Origin of the sequence: Thalassobius sp. Cn5-15, assembly GCF_022347685.1 — a bacterium.
Lineage (GTDB): Bacteria > Pseudomonadota > Alphaproteobacteria > Rhodobacterales > Rhodobacteraceae > Thalassobius.
Genome location: NZ_JAKRGF010000001.1, coordinates 449,671 through 467,245, shown reverse-complemented (window position 1 = coordinate 467,245; position 17,575 = coordinate 449,671). Strand labels below are relative to the sequence as shown.

Annotated in this window: 12 protein-coding genes; 5 read left to right on the top strand and 7 right to left on the bottom strand. The window is 58.1% G+C overall.

Annotated elements, in window-relative coordinates; genetic code table 11:
• Positions 1–171: 171 nt before the first annotated feature.
• Together MHM86_RS02205 and MHM86_RS02200 are read left to right on the top strand one after the other, a co-directional pair.
• On the top strand, positions 172–834 hold the full coding sequence (locus MHM86_RS02205; RefSeq protein ID WP_239195268.1) for a hypothetical protein: 663 nt from the start codon (positions 172–174) through the stop codon (positions 832–834).
• A complete protein-coding gene (locus MHM86_RS02200; RefSeq protein ID WP_239195267.1) occupies positions 827–1,222 on the top strand; it encodes a cell division protein ZapA in 396 nt (131 codons plus the stop codon). Before MHM86_RS02205 ends, MHM86_RS02200 begins: the two co-directional genes overlap by 8 nt.
• 89 nt (positions 1,223–1,311) lie before the next feature.
• On the opposite strand, the gene MHM86_RS02195 is transcribed toward MHM86_RS02200, so the two are convergent.
• Together MHM86_RS02195 and MHM86_RS02190 are read right to left on the bottom strand one after the other, a co-directional pair.
• Positions 1,312–2,388 carry a hypothetical protein gene (locus tag MHM86_RS02195; protein WP_239195266.1) on the bottom strand — a complete coding sequence of 359 codons (1,077 nt, stop codon included), beginning with the start codon at positions 2,386–2,388 and terminating at the stop codon, positions 1,312–1,314.
• Positions 2,389–2,498: 110 nt separating this feature from the next.
• Complete coding sequence (locus MHM86_RS02190; protein WP_239195265.1) at positions 2,499–5,492, bottom strand: Hint domain-containing protein; 2,994 nt, start codon at positions 5,490–5,492, stop codon at positions 2,499–2,501.
• Positions 5,493–5,822: 330 nt separating this feature from the next.
• On the opposite strand from MHM86_RS02190, the gene MHM86_RS02185 reads away from it, so the two are divergent.
• The 3 genes from MHM86_RS02185 (at position 5,823) to MHM86_RS02175 (ending at position 12,718) form a co-directional block, all read left to right on the top strand.
• A complete protein-coding gene (locus MHM86_RS02185; RefSeq protein WP_239195263.1) occupies positions 5,823–6,611 on the top strand; it encodes a helix-turn-helix transcriptional regulator in 789 nt (262 codons plus the stop codon).
• 793 nt (positions 6,612–7,404) lie between these two features.
• On the top strand, positions 7,405–9,663 hold the full coding sequence (locus tag MHM86_RS02180; RefSeq protein ID WP_239195261.1) for a Hint domain-containing protein: 2,259 nt from the start codon (positions 7,405–7,407) through the stop codon (positions 9,661–9,663).
• Positions 9,664–10,024: 361 nt separating this feature from the next.
• Positions 10,025–12,718 (top strand): Hint domain-containing protein, encoded by a 2,694-nt coding sequence (locus MHM86_RS02175; RefSeq protein ID WP_239195259.1) that lies wholly within the window; start codon positions 10,025–10,027, stop codon positions 12,716–12,718.
• Between the two features lie 2 nt (positions 12,719–12,720).
• Here MHM86_RS02175 and MHM86_RS02170 read toward each other — a convergent pair whose 3' ends face one another.
• From MHM86_RS02170 to MHM86_RS02150, 5 genes are all read right to left on the bottom strand, one after another.
• Positions 12,721–13,323, bottom strand: coding sequence for a nucleotidyltransferase family protein (locus MHM86_RS02170; protein ID WP_239195257.1), 603 nt, complete (start codon positions 13,321–13,323; stop codon positions 12,721–12,723).
• Between the two features lie 7 nt (positions 13,324–13,330).
• Positions 13,331–14,656, bottom strand: a complete 1,326-nt coding sequence (locus tag MHM86_RS02165; protein ID WP_239195255.1) for an HlyC/CorC family transporter — start codon at positions 14,654–14,656, stop codon at positions 13,331–13,333.
• Between the two features lie 112 nt (positions 14,657–14,768).
• Positions 14,769–15,755 (bottom strand): site-specific tyrosine recombinase XerD, encoded by a 987-nt coding sequence (locus MHM86_RS02160; RefSeq protein WP_239195253.1) that lies wholly within the window; start codon positions 15,753–15,755, stop codon positions 14,769–14,771.
• On the bottom strand, positions 15,752–17,284 hold the full coding sequence (locus MHM86_RS02155) for a hypothetical protein (RefSeq protein ID WP_239195251.1): 1,533 nt from the start codon (positions 17,282–17,284) through the stop codon (positions 15,752–15,754). The genes MHM86_RS02160 and MHM86_RS02155 overlap by 4 nt, the downstream gene beginning before the upstream one ends.
• A 49-nt stretch (positions 17,285–17,333) precedes the next feature.
• Positions 17,334–17,483 carry a hypothetical protein gene (locus tag MHM86_RS02150; RefSeq protein WP_239195249.1) on the bottom strand — a complete coding sequence of 50 codons (150 nt, stop codon included), beginning with the start codon at positions 17,481–17,483 and terminating at the stop codon, positions 17,334–17,336.
• Positions 17,484–17,575: the final 92 nt, after the last annotated feature.

Here is a 17,575-nt window from a genome sequence, read left to right as displayed (position 1 = left end):
TAGCGCTGCTCATACCAGCCCGTGGGTGAATATCAAGCGCCGCGTTAGGCCAAAAACCGCTTGGGGGACGCATTTTCCGCCTCTATTAAGTATTCTGTGGCCAAACCGGCGCCAATTTGATTCGCAATGCGGATGAAATGGACGCCCAACAAGAAGAAGAGGCAAAGGCGCATGAGTGATATCAGCGAATTTGAACGTCGTATTTCCGCCGCTTTGGATCAGATCGCGCGGGATGTGGATGTGCTGGTAGCGCGTCCGTCAGGGGTAGGGGCTACTGAGGCAGAGCCTGACAATGGTCCCGACACCGCCGCGCTTGAACAGGCGCTGGGGGATGAAAAGATGGCCAACCAGCAGTTGGAAGAACGGCTGAAGGCGCTGCGTCTGAAACTGGACAAAAAGGATGCTGAGGCGGAGCTGGCGCAGGTTGACCTGAAATCTGCATTGGCGGAAATGGATGGTGCTTTGCGGGCGCTGCGCGAAAGCTGCGATCAGTTGCGTGCCAGCAATACCGAACTGCGCGAGGCGCATGAGGCTGGTATCAGCGATGGGACTGCCGTCAACAAAGGCCTGGCCGCTGAGCTGGCCGCGCTGAAAGCTGATCGTCAGGCCGAAGCAGCGGAAGCTGCCGCGATTGCCGCAGCGCTTGATCCGCTGATCACCCGCGCCGAGGCGCCAGCAGAAGAGCTTGCAGCTCAGAGTGCGGATGAAGTCGCAGATCCGGTTGAGGGTCAGACCGCTGATGCCGACCAAATTGTTGCCGCTCAAGAAGAGGCTGACGCAGAGGCGACGGGCCAAGTCGTCGCAGGCCAAGAAGAGGAAGCAACCGATGCCTGAGGTACAGATTAACATTGGCGGCCGCACTTTTGAGGTGTCTTGCCAGGAGGGCGAAGAACACTTCCTGCAGGCGGCGGCGAAAATGCTGAATGATGAGGCAAGCGTTCTGTCGCAACAGATCGGCCGCCTGCCAGAGGCACGGATGCTGTTGATGGCGGGTTTGATGCTGGCCGACAAAACCGCCGGTGTGCAGGACAAGCTGGTCGAGGTTGAGGCGCAGCTGGCTGCCAAGATTGAAGAACTGGAGGCGCTGAAATCCGCCCCCGCGCCAGAACCTGAACGGGTAGAGGTGCCGGTGATCCCGCAGAACGTTCATGACACTATGGCCGAACTGGCCGCTCGCGCCGAAGCTCTGGCCGGCGACATCGCCGACAAGGTTCAGAACTGATCTTGCTTCGTATCTGAACAAATGAAAAAGGCCCTGATGTTATCGGGGCCTTATTTATTCCGCAGCAGGTCCGCAGACGGATTGTCGCTTTAGTGGCTTTTCGCGCCGGCCAGTCGGGCCTCAATATCTTCAAACATCACCACCAGCGGCTTTGTTTCGCGTTCTAGCGCAGCAAAGGCCTTGCCGCGTTTGAGCAGCGCCTGCATCATGCTGGGATGTGCGCCAACGCGGTCAGAACGATAGATCTCGTCCAGCGTGTACCATTTGCCTTTTTTGCTGAGGTGACGGCCGATGCGGCGGGTGCGCAGGCTGATCAGCAAGGTTGTCATGATATGGAACCGGCGCAGGATCATGTCACCGGCGATGCCGTGATAGTCACGGATCTGGCGATCAAACAGCGGGTAGATCTTGTCAAAAGACAGGGCAGGGAACTCATCCGCCGCCAGCCACGCCAGATCCTCGTAGCCTGCGCCCAGACAGCTGTCTTCAAAGTCGAACCATCCGACTGCGCCCTTCGGTGACAGTGCCGCATTGGCAAAGCGGTTGTCCCATTTGAGGAAACATGCGTTTGAGGGCAGGAAATGAGCAGCGACAGCGTTGCGATCGTAGTTTGGTAAGCGCACGCCAAACACACCCGCGGTGCGCCACGGGCCATCTACGAAATACCCCAGCTCTTTACGGTGTTCAAAGAGTACCGGCACCTCTGCCTGCGGGAAAGGGTGACCAATGTCCATCTGATAACCAAAGACCGACGAAATCGCGCGATCCATCAGGTCGATCCGACCTGCCGTGTCTGTTTTGCGCATGTCCTGCGCCAACGTCACATCGCCCATATCGGTCTGCACCAGAATGTCATCGCGATTGGCAAGGATCTGCGGAAAATGATCGGTGAGCGGGGCCAGATGTTCCAGAATACGTGCTTCGCGCTTGGCGCCGTTGGCGTAGTCACGCCGCGAGGCGATCACGGATTGCGTGTCCGTATAGACGCGGAAGATGGCGCGGTCGCGGCCACCGGGGCAGGTGACCTTGGTCACCGTTTCGCCCAGTGTGTCCTCAACCACACTGACCACCAGATCGACAGATACACCGGACACTTCGGTGACCGTTTCTGGATCTTCGGCCTTGGCGTCATGGGGGGGGGCGGTGTGATGCGCGGTACGGGTCATAGGGAACTATAGCTGCAAAGATGAAGCAATGCATACGGGTTAAAGAAACACCTTAAAGAAACACCGGCAGAATTGCTATCCTGCCGGTGTTTATGGGGTTGGTGCGTTGCTTATTGCAGTAGCTGCCCTTCTTTGACGCTGAGGCTCGGACGCGCCATTTCGCCGAAAGGTTTCACCTCGTGGCGCAACTCGGGGAAGAGAGAGAAAATCTCTTCCTGTGCTTCGGCCTCGACACCATTCATCGCGGCCTCGCCGGGGTAGAAGCTTTCAGAGGCGGCGCCGTTTGCATAGACCAACTGGTGCTTGTCGAACATGACGTGATAGTAGGTCACCTCTTCGCCGGGCATCAGACGTACCGTCTGATCATTGATCAGCGCTTTGGCTGGCACCAGAACCTCTTCTTCACCAAACATCAGTTCAGCCTGCGCACTGCTCAGCAGCATACGGTGCTGTTGTGACACTGTCAGCGGGGCGTCATTGCCCAGCACACCCGCCTCAATGCGCACCGGCGCGAACTTGCCATGTGCAGGCACGGTGCGGTTGCCCACCCATTTGATCGGCTGGAAACCCTGATCGACGGTCATCACCATATCACCGGCCTTCAGATCCTGCACAGGACGATAGCCGCCGGCGGTCAGGATTTGGGTGTCCTTGGTGAAACAGACGATGTCAAAGTCGATGATCTCGAAGTTTTCAAACGAGATGTTCCCGATGCTACCCGCTTCATCGCCGCCGGTAATGGTCACGCGGCCTGCGTTGAACGGATCTGCCAGAATGTCGGACAGACGCGGCTCACCATCGCCACCAAAGCTGATCGGCGCGTCGCCATTCGCCGGAGTGAACACACCGGTCACATCACTGTCGATGCCTTGGATGGTGGAACGATCGGTTACTGTGGTGGACAGGGTGATACGGTCGTCATAGCTGGTTTCATCGGCCACATAGTGTTCGACGTCATCCACCTGATCGATGGTGCCACCGCGGAATTCCTGAACCGTGCCATCGCCTTCGTCGTCGATGATGGCATGAATGTATTCATCCACTTTGGTGTCGGCCAGATAGGTGTCGTCGCCGCTGCCGCCTTCGATGGTGTCGCTGCCGGTGCCACCGTAGAAGGTGTCATTGCCAGAGCCGCCAGCCATGCTGTCGTCGCCAGACCCACCGTTGATGCTATCGTTGCCGTCATCGCCTTGTAAGGTGTCGTTGCCTTCGCCACCCAGCAATGTGTCGTGATCTGCGCCGCCGGATAAGCGGTCGTGGCCAACCCCACCGTCAATACTGTCATCACCCTGGTCGCCCAGTAGAACATCGTTCCCGATTTCGCCCAAGATAGTGTCGTCGCCGCCACGGCCTTGGACCAAGTCGTTGCCATCCCGGCCTTCGAACTGGTTCTCTCCATCATCACCAACTAACCAATCGTTGCCGCTGGAGCCGATGGCATTTTCAAAGTTGATCGTGGTTTCGGTACCGACGACCACATTGTTGAAATTGACCAGTTGCGCGTAGCCGGCGGACATATTGTAGTGGACATGCGAAATGCCGTTTCCGTTTGCACCATCAAAAGAGACCGTGTCGTTGCCTGCGCCACCATCCTGATAGTCAATGCCCTGACCGCCGATCACCAGATCGTCGTCATTGCCAGACAACAGAATGTCATCGCCACCGCGACCGTCCAGCGTATCGTTGCCACCGCGGCCTTCTAGGCTGTTGGCGCCAGAGGTGCCGGAAATGTTATCTGTGCCGCCCGAACCGATTGCGTTTTCGAAATTAGTCACGCTTTCGGTCAAGTTGACGTTGCCGTTCAGGATACCGGTACCTGCTTGCAGGTCCAGTTCAACGTATTCTCCATCAGAACCGAACGATGTGCTATAATCCACCGTATCAATGCCGTCGCCGCCATCCATAGTGTCGGTGCCAAAACCGCCATCAACTGTGTCGTTGCCGTCACCGGCATCAACTTTGTCGTTGCCAGATCCTGCGTTGATACTGTCATTCCCGTCACCGCCATAGATGGTGTCGTTGTGGGCACCGCCGGAAACAACATCGTTACCGCCGCCTGCATAGATCAGATCGTTGCCTTCACCGCCGTCGATGGTGTCATCGCCTGCAACAACGGGGGTTTCCACAACCGAGACGTTGTCGACCTTGCCATCGCTGGTTTCATGCGAACCCGCCGCGCTGATATTAATGATCCGCAGGGTGGTGTTCGGGGTGGTCGCAGTGAAGGTAAACTGCACATGTTCCACCGTGTCGTTTTGAACTGCGACACTCTCGGAAGAGATGACGTTGCCGTCCTGATCCAGAACATCGATACGGAAACCATGGTGTGCGGCCCCGTTGTTGTTTTCAAACAGATCCAGCGAAACGGTGTGTTCAGACCCCACGTTGGTGGCGAAGGTCTGCTCAATTCCATCGCCTGCGGCAGCGCGGCCGCTGTTCAGGTTGGCACTACCGTATGTAAAGCTCGGATCGAGGTCATCATTGTTGCCGTCAATGACCTGCCAGCCGGTCCTGCCGTTAGAGAAGTCACCATTGCTGATCAGGTTGCCGTTCTGCGCAGGCTGGCCATTGCCGTCGCCATAGATCACGTCATCGCCAATGTCCGCGTTGATCAGGTCGTCACCGCTGCCGCCAAAGACTGTGTCGTCACCTTCATCGGCCTCCAGAACGTCGTCACCGGCGTTACCGGCAATGACATCATGGCCTTCGCCACCATGCACTTCATCGTCACCAGTGCCGGCATCAATGTAGTCATTGCCAGCGTTTGCGTTGACCGTGTCGTTGCCGCCGTTGGCATAGATGATGTCATCGTTGCCACTTTCGGTCGGCAGGCGGGCATCACCGCTGTCGACGCGGTCGCCATCACCGTCAGTGAAGCCGGGGAAGATATTTTCGTTGGTTTCGCCGCCGCGCACAACGCCGTCGGGGCCGACCTCTAATGGGGTCAGGCCGCCACCACCGTTGCCACCGCCAGAACCGGAGCCGCTGCCAGAACCGGAGCCACCACCAGGTGTCACACCGCCGCCACCGCCGGAACCGCTGCCGGAACCAGAGCCACCACGACCACGCCAACCACCACTTCCGCTCCCGCTACCACCGGACATCGCTACACTCCTAAGTTCGTGGACCAACATGGGTCCGAAATTTCAAAATTCTCAACCTGAATCGGGCCGCGTCCCATGTGTTAACGGCAACCAGTCCCTGCGTTTTATACCTGTGAATGTGGCCAATTTGCGGAAAGGTCATGTCACATTTTCGCCAGAGCCTGTGAAATCCGGCGCGTGTTCATACGTTCAAGTCTGCGCTCGATTTACATTTCTGGCAAATTTTCGGCTGTCTGGCATAAACATTGCAGCGCTGTAAACCGTTGAAGTTTTTAATAAATGTTGCGCCTTGTCGCGCAAGTTGGTGTGGTGACAGTAAAAATTGGTATGATGACGATTAAGAAACAGTGTTTTTCTGCAAACCTATCCCTGTGTTGTGCAGCACACCGGTCCGTTTCGCAGGTGTGCCGCGACATCGGTATCAACCGTCCTCAATTTGTGCGCTATCTCAAGGGGGAGGCGCTGCCATCCGCGAACAACCTTGGTAAGATTGCAGCATTTTTCCGAGTTACCGAAGCAGAGCTGTTTTTGCCGCCAGATCAGTTCCGTACATTGCTTGCTGCCCGACACAAGGCGCGGCGACGCGATCCCCGTGATATGATCTTTGAGGCGTTTCGCAGCGATCAACGACGGACGGATCAGTTTCAGGGGTTTTACCACAGTCATTATATATCCCCATCTTGGGGTTATAGCGTCGTGCGCGGCCTGATGGGGGTGTGGCTGGACGGCGGCGTGTTGCAAACCCGTGGGATCCTGCGCACTCCGGTGCGAAATAGAAAGCGGTTTCGCAAGGCTGGATACTACGGACTTATGACTGCCGCGCGCGGACATCTTTTTGTGGTAGAGAAAACCCTCAACCCAAATGGGGCGCTTTGTGAAACGATCCTGCGCGCTGAACCGCAGCCTGTGAGCGGCGATCTGCAAGGCAAGGTGATGGCCGTATCGTCGAATGCCGCGCAGTCGGTCTTTGTTTCACCTGCGGTCTGGCGTCCATTGGCGGCGGGCACCGGGCTGCGCGCGGCCATGAAAGACTGCGGGCTTTATGCGCTCGACAGTCCTGAGTTGCCTGCCGATATCTGCAAATACCTGAAGACAGAGAGGCGACTTGCCGCACGTTGACCTTTCCTTGCTGAGGTGATCAGACATTCGCTGAATGCAAAGAAGTATGTACAGGTCTGCATTTTTTGCAGATAAAAAGACGGATTGAAACGTGCATGCTTTGGGTCTTTGCAGTGCAGTTGATTCGTTTTTTATAGACCCTATGCACAAGTAGGCTGGGTTAGTCGCGGCGACAATCCCGTTGATTTTCGTCGTATTGGCCTGAAATCTGCGACAATCGCCTTTTTTTTGTCCTTGGGCGGAACAAAAAATTGACGCGACCAAAGTGGTAGTCGTCGTTTCCATATGTTGCACAATCAAGCAGCCTTGGGTGGAAAATGTTTGAGTTATTCCCCTTAAACTGCGGTGATGACCACTTTAGAACGCAAGATATAGGCAAAATTATCCTGATCTAAGAGATAATGTTCACGCCTTGTCAGCAATCGCTCGCGCTTTTTTGACGAAGTTAGACGAAAATTTGGCGGCAAATTCGGCGCCATCCCTTTGTCTGGGGCGGTTACTTAAGTATGTATGTATGAGCCCAACTGGGGGGCGACGTCTGCTGGCTGCGGGGGCGGCCAATGAAAACTGTGATGCATTCTATGAATGCGGGACACTGTCAGGGGGCAGGTGCATCTGCCGCGCCGCACCCTTTGATGGCACCTGTGGCTGCTGGCTGCGGGAGTGTGAAGATGTGCCCGTATACACCTGATAGCGTTGCTTAATTTGGTTGATTGCGGCCAATCTTTTCGGAGGTTGGTCAGCGCCGGAAGCTGCCATAGCGGTCCCGCGCAGATTTGAGAGAGAGCTGAAAATGGCGGATCTGGTACTGGACTGGTCCCTGCTGGGGGCATTTAACAGCGCACTTGCAACATCTACGACAGTGGACACCGGTGGTGTCGATGTGACGGTGAGCTATCAAGGTATTGATGATGGGGCAGAGGCCTACATCATGAACCTCGACGGGTTTGTGGGTGAGGGAGAACCGTTTGATGCAAACTCCCATCTGAAGCTGCTGGGGGATGGTGGCGATGGGGCCGGCGCGAGCGCCACCTCTGTTGTCACGATGGATTTTTCATCGAGCGACAGCCGTTATGGCGATAGTGTTCAGAACCTCAGCTTTCGTCTGAATGACATTGATATGGGCCGTGATCCCTACGGCACCAGCGGCGCTCATGTCGATGGGATTGAGGTCATCGCCTATGACGCTGAAGGCAATCGGATTGATGTCACCCTGACGCCCGGCGGGGCGGTGACAGGGGCAGGGGACGCCCTGACCGGCACTGGTAACAGCCTGTCGCGCACCGACGAAGCGGCCTCGGCTCTGGTTGAGGTGGCCGGTCCGGTCGCGCGTCTGGAAATCCACTACAGCAATGGCGGCGACGGCGCGCAGCGTGCTTTCGTCAGCGATGTGCATTATTCCACGATCGACAATGAATCGGAACGTGATGGCATCGTCTGGGGCACCGAGGATGATGATCTGATAGATCTGTCCTATGACGGTGACAATGACGGCGATTTCGTTGACGCCTCTGACAATATTTTCCCCGAAAACGGCGCGCAGGATGACATTATCCGTGCCGGTGATGGGGATGATACCGTTTATGCCGGTGAGGGGAATGATGATGTAACAGGCGGTGACGGCGCAGACAGCATCTTTGGTGAGGATGGATCTGACCTGATCGTATCTGGCCCCGGTGCGCTGGACGGCGCGCTGCCGGATCTGGGGTATCCTGGCCTCTACCCTGCAGACGAAGATCCTGAAAATGATCGCGATTTCGTGGATGGCGGCGATGGCGCGGACACCATTCGCACCGGTGATGATGCGGACACCATTCTGGGTGGCGATGGCGCTGACCTGATCGACGGCGGTATCGACGCGGATGAGATCGAAGGCGGCCGTGGTCGCGACACCATCATTGGGGGCGAGGGGTCCGATACCATTGATGGCGGATCAGGTCATGACCTGATCTATGGTGGCCTGACGCCGGATGTGCCTGACGCGGTAAACATTCCTGATGACCGCGATCTGGTCCCAGACAACGGTCGGGATCTGATCTATGGCGGGTCTGGCAACGACACCGTTTATGGTGCGGATGATGACGATACCATCTTCGGTGGCACCGGCAATGACCTGCTGGACGGCCAGATTGATGAGGATGAGATTTACGGCGGCACCGGTGATGACACCCTGCTGGGTGGTGACGGTGGTGACACACTGGTAGGTGGTCGCGGTATCGACAGTATCAGCGGCGGCGCGGACCGTGATATGATCATTGGTGCCAACGCTGGCGACGTGATTGAAGGCGGCTCTGCCGGTGATGACTTTGACACGCTGGATCTTAGCGGCTCGGGCCCGTTCCGTCTGGTGGATTTGGTGACCGACAGCGACGGCAATGGCTTTGATGGTCGGGTCGAGTTTCTGGACAGCGATGGCGGCGTGACCGGCACTGCGACCTTCACCAATATCGAAGATATCGTGCCCTGCTTCACCCCCGGCAGTCTGATCGCCACGTCGCAAGGTCAGCGTCGCGTTGAGGATCTGAAAGAGGGTGACAAGATTATCACCCGCGACAACGGTATTCAGGAAATCCGCTGGGTAGGCCACAAGCGCATGAACGGCATTGATCTGGCGCGCCAGCCCAAGCTGCAGCCGGTGCTGATCCGTCGTGGCTCCCTCGGCGGTGGGTTGCCTGAACGCGACATGATTGTCAGCCCGAACCACCGCGTTCTGGTCACCAACGAGAAAGTCTCTCTCTATTTTAACGAGACAGAAGTGCTGGCATCGGCCAAGCATTTGATCGGCCTTGACGGCATTCATAAAGTGAACGTTGTGGGCACCACCTACATCCACTTTATGTTTGATCAGCATGAGGTTGTGCTGTCCGATGGCGCCTGGACCGAAAGCTTCCACCCCGGGGATTACACCCTGAAGGGGATCGGCCGTGAACAGCGCGAAGAGATCCTGACCCTCTTCCCAGAGTTGAAGGGCAAAGAAGGGCTGGATAATTACCACGCCGCCCGTCGGTCGCTGAAAAAGCACGAGGCGCAGATCCTGACGCTTAAACGTTAAGGTCTCATTATTTAATGCAACGCGATCCCCCCTTTGGGTGGGTCGCGTTTTTGTTTGTGGTGCCAAAGAAACGGCGCCACATGACTTGGGCTGTGGTGACCACAGCTCAAATCGGCAATTGCGCGAAACGGCCCAGAACCTGTCCAGATTTTGACAAATTGCGTCAATATTCAGGGCCAGTGCTTAAACCAGTAGCCTTGTTGCCGTAGTAGAGTGTAAGAATGAACCCGTTTTTAGTGAGTGCCGTGGCCGGTCGATTTGACACCGCTTCCGTCAGTTTTGTTGGGGATGTCCCCGCAACATGCTGTGTTGCGGTGTGCTTTGGCGTTTGCGGGTCTGAGGGTGCATGGCGGGTGCATCAATGAACGGCACCTTCTTCACATATGGCAATGACGTACTGAACGACGCCGTCCTGCGCGGCGGTCATGGGGATCAGGAGGTTCTTGCTGGCTCTGCAGTGTTTGCGCCGGGTCAAGTTCTGGTGTGGCAAGTAGAAGATGCCGAAGATGACGGCACATTCTCCGATGCGACGACAGTGACCGGCGTAACCGTCTACGCCAGTTATGCTGACTACCAGTCTGACACGCCTCAATATTCTTACAGTGGTACCGCGACGGTTTCGACAACAAACCACAGTATGACCCACGCCTTTATCAATCTGGACCTTAGCGGTTTTACAACAGATGATGCCGACGCCCCGGCGCTGACCAGCACCTTTCTGGCACCGAACAGCGACCTGACCGCGCGTGAAATGCCCATCGATCTGCGCGGCGTCATTTTCACTGGAGGGCGTTTCTCACTCGAGGCGGCTGAGCAGGCCTATACCGGCGGCGAAGATCAGCCATATCAGATTCATGGCACCGCAGGCGATGATGAAATCGGCTTTGATCTAGCCCCTGACGCCGATGGCGACCGCCGCGATTCCGGTGATGCAGCGGACGGCTCGGATGATGATGTGATCTACGCGGGTGCAGGCAACGATAGCGTCTTTGCCGGGTTTGGCGACGATGTAGTCTATGGCGGTCATGGCAATGACAGCATCCTCACTGGTGAGGGCAACGACACCATCTTAGGCGGCGCGGGTGATGACACCGTGCGCGCAGGAATCGGTGACGACCACATTTATGGTGGCCGCGGCGATGATAGCATTCAGGCCTATGATGGCGCCGATTATATCATCGGTGGCGATGGCGACGACTGGATGAATGGCGACCGCGGGTCGGACACGATGTTCGGCGGTGCGGGCAATGACTGGATGCGTGGATCCTTCGGCAACGAATGGATGGAAGGCGGCACTGGCAACGACTTTATCTGGTCAGGCTACGGTGATGACACCATTCGCCTGGAAAATGATTTCGGTAATGATACCATCGAGATGGAAGGTATTGATGAGGTGTCTGGTGACGTCCTTGACCTCACCGCGATCACCGATGATCTGGTGATTGACCTCAGCCACAACGTCGAAGGCTGGGGCAGCCTGAGCGATGGAATCTATACCGCCACCTTTGAAGATGTGGAAAATCTGCGCTTGGGGTCCGGCAACGACACCGTGCGGCTGGCTGATTATGGCGGTCAGGATGCGGTGCAGGGATTCCGCCTTCCGGTGGAAAATTCCGATGGCAGCTACACCGTCTATGACCGCTTTGATCTCTCGGCCATGACAGACGAGGTGGGCGATCCGCTCGACGCTGGCGATGTCCGCCTGCAGGTAGCGCCTGACGGCAGTTTGATGTTGGTCTTCCCCAAGACTGAAAGTATCACCCTGACCGGTATCACCCCCGATCAGATCACCGGATCCGCGATGCTGGAGGCGATGGGCCTACCGGCGATGGAGGTGGTGATCCCCGGCAGCGATGGTGTGGTGCGCGGCACTGACGGCGATGACGTGATTGACGTGGATTACACCGGCGACAATGACGGTGATGTGGTCGATGGCGGTGACAATGACGCGGCAGGTGCAGGCCCCAACGATGACCGGATCGAGGCGGGCGATGGTAACGACGTGGTCAACGCTGGCGACGGCGCTGATACGATCTATGGCGGTCTGGGCCACGACACCCTGCGCGGCGGCGAAGGCAACGACGAAATTCGCGCCGGTGAAGGCAACGACCTGCTGGTTGGCGGGCTTGGCGATGATCTGATGTATGGCGGCGAAGGTGATGATACCATAGTTGGCGGCGGCGGATACAGCTGGATTTTGGGCGAGGGCGGCAATGACGTCTTTTCCGTTGGGGATGGCGATTCTGCCTTCGGTGGATCGGGCGATGATACCTTTGGGGTGCAATATGACACACTGGCCACCGATGTAGAGATGACCATCACCGGCGGTGAGGACGGCGAAAGTGCAGGAGATCACCTGAAAATCATCGGTCCCGCCACTATCACTTATGATCCCGATGATGGCGAAGCGGGCACGGTTGCTTGGGGCAATGGCGCACGCCTCTACTTCTCTGAGATTGAAACGGTGCATCACGTGCCCTGTTTCACCGCCGATACTATGATCCTGACCCGCGAGGGCGAACGCCGCGCCGCTGATCTGCAGGTGGGCGATATGGTGATGACCCGCGACGCGGGATTCCAGCCCATTCGCTGGATCGGATCGCGCTGTCTTTCCGCCGCTGAGGTCGCAGCGATGCCCGATTTGCGTCCGGTCCATATCCGTCAAGGCGCATTTGGCATGGATCGTCCCAGTCGCGACCTGACCGTGTCGCCACAACACCGGATGTTGGTGCGTGATCACAAGGCTGCCCTCTGGTTCGGTGAGGAAGAGGTGCTGGTGCCTGCAGTGCAACTGACCTGTCTGGATGGCATATGCCGTGGCAAGGCGGAGCCGGTCACCTATGTGCATCTGATGTTTGATCAGCACCAATTGGTGTTGGGCGATGGCGCATGGAGTGAAAGCTTCCAGCCCGGCGATTACACGCTCGCAGGCCTTGATGCGCCGCAACGGGAGGAACTGTTCAAGCTATTCCCTGAACTGGCGGTCGAAGCGAAAGGTTATAGTGCCGCGCGTCCGACGCTCAGCCGTCATGAGGCGGCCGTTCTGTTCGCCTGACCCTAGCGCTGTGCCCGCCATGCGACCCATGCCTCAGGCGTGTCCAGATCCGTTAGCGCGTGGTCCTCTGGTAGCTTGACCAGTTCAACCCGTCCATCAAACCCTTTCACCACACGCCGCGCGCCTTCGTCGCCGTGCAGCCGCACTAGCGCGTTAAAACAGCGGGCGGGAAAAATTACCGGATGGCCTGCCTGCCCAGTGGCGCTTGCACCGCGGGTGATTTGATCACGGCGGTGTGCGGCGATGATTGTGCGCAGATTGGTGGCCGATAGATCAGGCATGTCGGCGGGTAATATCAACACATTATCAGTGCTTTGGCGAATGCAAATCATGCCAGATCTCAGCGATGCGCCCATACCTTCTGCAGCGTCGGGCACTGGAATCGCGGTCACCTCATCCGGCAATAACGAGACCCGCGCATGGGCGAGATGCGGCACACAGGCATAGACGTCCCAACCCGTCGCCAGCGCAGCCTTAGCCGTGCGTGTCAACAGTGGTGCGCCATCCACATCCTCTGCCAGCTTGTCGCGCGGCGTGCCTGAAGCGTCCCGCCCCATACGCGAGGAGGCGCCAGCGGCCAGTATCAGGATCGCGCCGTGGATCACATCACACTCATAGCTTGCCGATTTTCAGACGGGTGACACGGTTGTCTTTGCGCTCGATCACGCGAAAGCGGAACCCGTGGAAGGAGAAGACCTGACCCACGGTGGGGATCATCTGCGACTCGTGAATAACCAGACCGGCGATTGTGTTGGCCTCTTCATCCGGCAGGTTCCATTCGAGTGCACGGTTGAGGTCGCGGATGGTCATCGCACCTTCAACCATGAACTGACCGTCCTTGGTTTTGTGGACCTGACGCTCGTCCTCATCGTCGTATTCATCGGTGATCTCACCCACGATTTCTTCAAGAATGTCTTCGAGCGTAATCAAGCCTTCGAGGGAGCCATATTCATCCACCACCAGCGCGAAATGGGCGCGACGGCGCAGGAACTGGCGCATCTGATCGTCCAGCGTTGTGGTGTCAGGTACAAAATAGGGCGGGATGGCCACAGAACAGATGTCGAAATCCTTCAGCCCCTCTGCCTCGGCGCCAAAGGCGCGTTTGTGGATGGCGCGCAGCAGTTCCTTAGCGTGGACAACACCGATGATGTTGTCGGGATCCTTGCGCCACAGGGGCAGGCGGGTGTGGGGGCTGTCCATACATTGGGCGACGATGACCTCTGGGTCATCATCGGCGTTGATCATTTCGATCTGACTGCGGTGCAGCATGATCTCATCCACCGCGCGGTCGCCCAGATCCAGTGCGCCAAGGATCCGATCGCGGTCCTCTTTTTCCACCACACCTTCGGAACGGCCCAGTTGCAGCGCCCCGGCGATTTCTTCGCGCACTGCCAGAATATGACTGTCGGGATCGGTCTGCACACCAAACACCCGCAGCACCCCGCGCACCAACCAGCGCACTGCGCTGACGATGGGGGAAAAGACGGTGATGATGACAGCGATGATCGGCGATGCCTTGGCTGCTGCGGCCTCTGGGTTGGTGATGGCGTAGGTTTTGGGCAGCACTTCGGCAAAGACCAAGACAAGGAGGGTCATGACCAGCGTGGCCAGCGCCACACCGCTTTCGCCAAAGAGGCGCGTGAAAAGTGCGGTCGCCAGTGAGGTGGCCAGGATGTTGACCAGGTTGTTGCCCAAGAGGACAGATCCGATCAGTCGCTCACTATCCTCTGTGATGCGCAAGGCGCGCGCCGCGCCGCGCGATCCTTTGTCCGACTGACTGCGCAGTTTGCCGCGCGACGCTGCCGTCAGCGCGGTTTCAGAGCCGGAGAAGAAGCCAGACATGACCAGCAGGAACAGGATAGCCCCCGCAGTGCTCCAGAAGGCGGTGTCAAAGGTTATGCCATGCGTCAGGCCATCGGTTATCAAGTCAGTGTCCATATTGCGGTCCAGATACGGCCTTGCGGTCGAGGGCAAGCGCCTGTGCAAAAGATGTTTAACTGGTTATGGGGTGCAGCGGTGTGCGGATCAAGGGGCGGGGATCACGCCGTTTTCAGGATGTGCCATCCGCGTCGCGTGCAGGCTTGGCCAGCGGGTGATGATCCAAAACCAGCTGCTTTAGGCGTTCTTCCTGAACATGAGTATAGATCTCTGTCGTGGCCAGATCAGCATGGCCCAACAGCGTCTGGATCACCCGCAAGTCGGCGCCATTGGCCAGTAGATGCGTGGCAAAGGCATGACGCAGCGTGTGTGGTGTCACATCGGCCGGTGGGACGCCGGCCGTGGCGCAGAAACCCTTGATCATCTGAAAGAACCTGTGGCGCGTCAGGTGGCCCTGTTTGCCGCGGCTGGGAAACAGAAACGGACTGGCAAGGGCGCCTTTTTCGATGCGCGCGATCTCCTCCGCCTCGTCGCGGTGTGCCAACCACACGGCCAATGCGCTGCGGGCGGGCGGCGACAGCGGCACGATCCGTTCCTTGTCGCCTTTGCCCTTGATCAGCAGGATACGCGGATCGCCACGACAGGCATTCACCGGCAGTGACACCAATTCGCTGACCCGCATGCCGGTGGCGTAGAGCAGTTCCATCAGGCAGGTGTTACGCAGGCGCGTTGCCTCCGTCTGGTCAGGATGGCGGGCGGCGGCAAGCAGGGCCTCTACATCCTGTTGGCTGAGCGTTTTGGGCAGACGTTTGTTGCGCCCCGGTCCAGTGATCTGGATCGCTGGATTGCTGTCGCGCCAACCTTCGTCAAAGGCAAAACGGTAAAGTTGTTTGATCGCCGACAGGCGGCGCGCGCGGGTGGCTTGCGACAGACCTTGTGCGTCGCAATCGATCAGGTAACCTTCGATATCGTCGCGCTGTGCGCTGTCGTATGTGAGGCGCGCACGGTTGAGCCAATCGCGAAAATCGCTGAGGTCACGACCATAGGCCGCCAGCGTGTTCTGCGCAGCGCCCAATTCTGCCGCCTGCGCCTCAAGAAAGGTGGCGATCCAGCGAGACATGTCGGCCAGCGCTTCTGCGTTTTTTGGCGGCTGCGTCATGTGCCTGCCCGTTCCAACAGCAAGAACTGCAAAGCGGCCTGTCGCGCAGTATCTTCCAGTCCAAGCGCTCGGAAGGTGGCAAGGGCGCGGGGCAGCTCTGCCAGCTCACCAGCAATGGCACGTTGATAAAGGCGCATGGCTTGCAGGATCACTTCGCCCAGACGCCGCTCTGCGATCTCGGTCGCAAACAGAGGTGGCAGGGCGGTGCTGTTGAACCCTTCGATGATTTTACGTTCCACCGGATGATGGGTGGGGACGCTGGCCGGTTGCCCCTTGGCCAGTGCCGTGAGGAAGGCCGATTGCGGCCGGTCAGCACCCAGTTGCTGCGCTGCAACCTCATAGTGAGGCGACAAGAGTGCTGTGTGATAAGCCAGGTCCGCCGCTGCGCCGGTCAGCGGCACGGTCATCAGATCTTTGGCGTAAATTTTGGCAAACGCCACCTCCAACTGCGCAACGCGCATGGCCTGAACCGCGCGGGGCAGGGTGGTGGCGATGGCGGCAGGATCACGGGCCTTCAGCGCCAGATCAAACCGCTGTACGGCATCGACACGGTCCCACAATCCGCCGGATGCTGCTGGCAAGCGTTCGGAATAAATCCCGTGCAGCCGGTTTGGCGCCAACGCGCCGGTTTGCGCCAAACGCTCGGCCGCCTCAATCCGGGCCTTCCACCCGGAAGTGCCACGCAGATCAGATACCGCAAAGGCACGCGGCAACGGTGCGGTGGGCAGTGGTTCTCCCACCGCTTCCTGCAGGCGGAAGATCAGCGGGCTGGGACGTACTGGCGGATGAGGAAGCGGCGCGCCTTCGAACAGTTCTGGATCCAGAAACAGATCCAGCAGCGCCCGCTCCTGTGGTGTGATCAGACCCAGAACCGTGCCGGTCGACAGCGTCAGGGCTGCAGTGGTCCAATCGCCACGTCGTGCGGTGCAATAGACCCGCGCAGCATAGGATGGGCTGAGGTTGGGGGCATCGCGCAACGCTTCGCAGGCGCGATCCTCATCGCCGGTCAGCAAGGTGGCATCAAACCAACGGGCAAAGCGATCCGGCGTGGTGGTGCCTGCGCGATCCAGCAATGCCTGCACCGCTTCGACCGCGCCCAAAGACAGCAGCGCATCTAGACGTCCGTTTAGAAACGACGCCTTATCCGTGGCGGCAAAGGGCGCCTCTGCTTCCGCCAGAAGGAGTGTGTAGAACAGGGCCTGAATGGCGGGCAGGGTGGTCAGCTGCTGCTTGGTCAACAGTGCGTTCAACCCTTGAGCGTCAGAATGCTGCCAAAGGTCCGCGGGCAGGCCTGTGACGCGTGACGACAGAAGGCCAACCGCCTCTGCTGTGGATGCACCCAGCGTGGTCACGCTGACATTGGGCGCTAGCGCACCGGTGCTGACTGGTGGTTCCAGAGTGTGAGTCGGATCAACAACAGGTGCGGTGACCGGATCGTTCAGCCAGTCGATCGCCGACAAGGGCGCTTGAGCGATGGCAGGCAGCGTCGTGCAGATCCCCAACACAAGCGCTGAGGCACCGCGCTGCAACCGGTTCCTATCGTGCTGCCTGTGCCGCAATTTAAACCGCATCCCGGTCTTAGCCTGCATCCAACACCACGTTTTCGCGGATTTCCTGCTGCTGCGGAGAGAAGTCAGCTCCAAGCCACGGTCCTATATAGGCATAGGCCACAAGTGCTAGTGCCGCAGCCACCACCAGAAGAAAAAGCCATTTGATCAGACGCCCCATAGTCCTGCTGCTCTCTGTTTGTGATTTTCTTTCACTTATAACTGGCAATTTCGCCAAGATCACGTCATTCAGTCATCAAAAGTAAAAAACGG

Excerpts from the sequence above, each read along its gene's own strand:
- MHM86_RS02205 (WP_239195268.1), top strand. The coding sequence starts at position 172 with ATGAGTGATATCAGCGAATTTGAACGTCGTATTTCCGCCGCTTTGGAT.
- MHM86_RS02200 (WP_239195267.1), top strand. The coding sequence starts at position 827 with ATGCCTGAGGTACAGATTAACATTGGCGGCCGCACTTTTGAGGTGTCT.
- MHM86_RS02195 (WP_239195266.1), bottom strand. The coding sequence starts at position 2,388 with ATGACCCGTACCGCGCATCACACCGCCCCCCCCCATGACGCCAAGGCC.
- MHM86_RS02190 (WP_239195265.1), bottom strand. The coding sequence starts at position 5,492 with ATGTCCGGTGGTAGCGGGAGCGGAAGTGGTGGTTGGCGTGGTCGTGGT.
- MHM86_RS02185 (WP_239195263.1), top strand. The coding sequence starts at position 5,823 with ATGACGATTAAGAAACAGTGTTTTTCTGCAAACCTATCCCTGTGTTGT.
- MHM86_RS02180 (WP_239195261.1), top strand. The coding sequence starts at position 7,405 with ATGGCGGATCTGGTACTGGACTGGTCCCTGCTGGGGGCATTTAACAGC.
- MHM86_RS02175 (WP_239195259.1), top strand. The coding sequence starts at position 10,025 with ATGAACGGCACCTTCTTCACATATGGCAATGACGTACTGAACGACGCC.
- MHM86_RS02165 (WP_239195255.1), bottom strand. The coding sequence starts at position 14,656 with ATGGACACTGACTTGATAACCGATGGCCTGACGCATGGCATAACCTTT.
- MHM86_RS02160 (WP_239195253.1), bottom strand. The coding sequence starts at position 15,755 with ATGACGCAGCCGCCAAAAAACGCAGAAGCGCTGGCCGACATGTCTCGC.
- MHM86_RS02150 (WP_239195249.1), bottom strand. The coding sequence starts at position 17,483 with ATGGGGCGTCTGATCAAATGGCTTTTTCTTCTGGTGGTGGCTGCGGCA.